The sequence below is a fragment of the Moorena sp. SIO3I6 genome (genome assembly GCF_010672095.1).
This window is the reverse complement of sequence record NZ_JAAHHU010000655.1, coordinates 1-2,516: the sequence shown is the minus strand read 5'-3', so window position 1 is coordinate 2,516 and position 2,516 is coordinate 1. Positions and strand designations below refer to the sequence as shown.

The 2,516-nt window shown below is 37.1% G+C and carries 2 protein-coding genes; both read left to right on the top strand.

All coding sequences use genetic code 11. The features are described from left to right. Window positions 1-737: 737 nt before the first annotated feature. The gene (locus F6K49_RS40955; protein ID WP_293106739.1) at window positions 738-1,688 is read left to right on the top strand and encodes a hypothetical protein; all 951 of its coding nucleotides are present in this window, start codon (window positions 738-740) and stop codon (window positions 1,686-1,688) included. Window positions 1,689-1,787: 99 nt separating this feature from the next. Beyond that, window positions 1,788-2,516: hypothetical protein (locus F6K49_RS40950; RefSeq protein WP_293106736.1), on the top strand; the 729-nt coding region annotated here is incomplete at its 3' end.

Sequence of the window (2,516 nt, the reverse complement as noted above, 5' to 3'; positions counted from 1 at the left end):
TGCGGCGGCGAAAGCGAGCAACAACGATTCGCTGGCATTTAGGCAGATGGCGGATGATGCGCCAAGGAAATAGTTCGTCTTTATAGCTCATTGATGCACTCCTATTAATTGCTTGTTGTATTCTAGGGAAAGTTTTGTAGTCCCATCTTCATCGAACAGAGTGATGGGCTACTTATAGACTTAATCTGAATAGATGTGTGTAATTATGTTAATTAAGTTATAAAGCGTGATTACTTAAATCAGCGTCTTATATAACTTAATTAAGCGTCTTATATAACTTGAGTGTGTAGGCGATCAGCCCAAGAGATGAGAAACACACAGACAACACAAGGAGAATATAAAATCCGAGTCAACAAACATGTTAACGCTGAGCAGCATTAAGAAACTAGACAAATTGGCCAACAGGTGGAAGAGCAGTCGCAGCGAGTTAGTAGAGCAGTTTGCTAGAAGTCAAGACGACTCTCATCTAGTTGCCCAGACCAAATGCTCGGGGAATTATTGACCGACTGATTTAATCAGCCCGGAATCGGAAGGCAGAAGCGCAAGTAGAAATTAAGGAGCTTTAAGGGCTAGTAGAGGAGTTGGAAAAACGACAAACATGCTAATTTTGCCAACAATCCGGAAGTCTGCGGTGACCTTAGAAGATCATTAGTGAGATGTATCTAACGCGATCGCATACCCTTTCCATCCTAGATCGTCCCAGGTCGGCAAAAGATGCCTTAAGTAATCCTGTAGGCATGAACGCTCAACTGGAAAATGCTAGCGTAAAGCATCTTTCAAGTCATTTCATGGTACAGTTTTGCATGAATAAACTCTTCCGATGTCTTGGTGCGCCTTTCCATGGTGAGGGAACCTCGCTGGGGTTGCACCGCTACCTAGGAATTATTGTCACTCTTATCTTGAATAGTATTGGGCTACAATCCTGTACCCCTCAAATTACTCCCTGTCCCATTCAAACTGAAGAAGCTCGAAGTATAAGTGTGCAGTCTAATGAGCCTATCTATAGCGAGATTTTTGGCAATCAAGAATGCTCACCTCAAAAGCTGGTTTTGAGAGTTCCTGTCAACTCAAGACCAGAAATTAAAGATAGCAATAGTTTACTAGATCAGAGATATACTCCCAATATTATAACATTATTGACATTTTCTCATCAAGCTAAAAGTTTTTATATCAGACGTATTGATAACCATAACGACAGATGGATTTATAAAAAAGCTAGTTGCTTAGCTTGGAAATGGTCTAGAGAAGATGATCAACAAGTTCTAAATTTAAGTCTAGAGAGAAATCTCCAAATTCGTGACCCTAAAATTAAAAGTGTTATTTTAATAATTTCGTTGCCCTTTGAAATCAAAGATGCTCAACCAAATGTTAACCTTCAAGTTTACACCTGGGACTTATTTGAAGGGATTTATTATTTTAAGCCCAAAAACTATCCAAATTTAAAAGAAATTTTAAGACAAAAAGATAGAAAAAGTATTCAATCAAGTAATGCATTTCGTGATGGTAAAACTGTTAAAAATGAAATTCAACAAGAATTAAACCAGATAGATGATATAGGGGGAATCCATCTTGATAAGTATTTTGAGTCAATACTGGATGGAGAATACCTCGAAAAATATACTCCTAGTTCAGAAGATACCTATTGCGAAATACCGGATGATTTAAAAAAAAATAACATTTTACACTAGTATGGTTTTGCGGATTTGGACGATAAATTAGAGGTTAAACCAAAAGTATAGGCTTCCAATGCTTCACCGGAATAGATTCAACTAATGATGTGATCAGATATGACGGAATTTGAACCAGCAGCTACCAAGTCTGACAACTATATTGAAAAGCCGAAAGAGCGTGAAAAGCTTGAAGATTGGTATCGCCGAGAAAAAAGACTTCAAATCATAATAATTTTGATATTTTCAGCACTGTTAATCATTTCTAGTTTTGGACAGTTTGCTCTATTAGATTATTCGTTTGGGGAAAGACTTGCTCTGTCCAAGGGTGATAAAATATTTGGGATTGAGACTAAGAATTTAATCAGTTTATTGGTAACAGGTGCTTTACCCATAACCTCTATAGTAGATGGCTCTGGAATTCTGACAAAAAAAATTAAGATACCTTTACCATTAACTAATGGATTATCTATAATTTGGCTGGTGCTATTAGGAGATATATTTTTGAATTTCCAAGCCGTATTAGTCAGCAACGAATCCGGATCAGCAGATCAGTTAATACCCGTTATTGCTTTTGTTGTAGCCATAATTTTTTCCATAGCTTCCCTTTGTCTAAGTAGAGGCATAGTAGCCGCTAGCAAAAAATTCATGGCCGCCAGAAAAAATCTTCAAATCCTAATGGTATATGGGATTAACCCTATCCCCTTGTATAACAATACTAAACAACTTACGTTAAGAAAAGAGGATCCAGCAACAATAACAGATCCTGAACAGGAACGAAAAATAGTTGTAGAAGAAATTAATCAACACAAAGAAGCTTTAGAGTTGGTAATAAAACTCGACAAAAAA

Coding starts and splice junctions, on each gene's coding strand:
- F6K49_RS40955 (WP_293106739.1), top strand. CDS start 738: ATGAACGCTCAACTGGAAAATGCTAGCGTAAAGCATCTTTCAAGTCAT.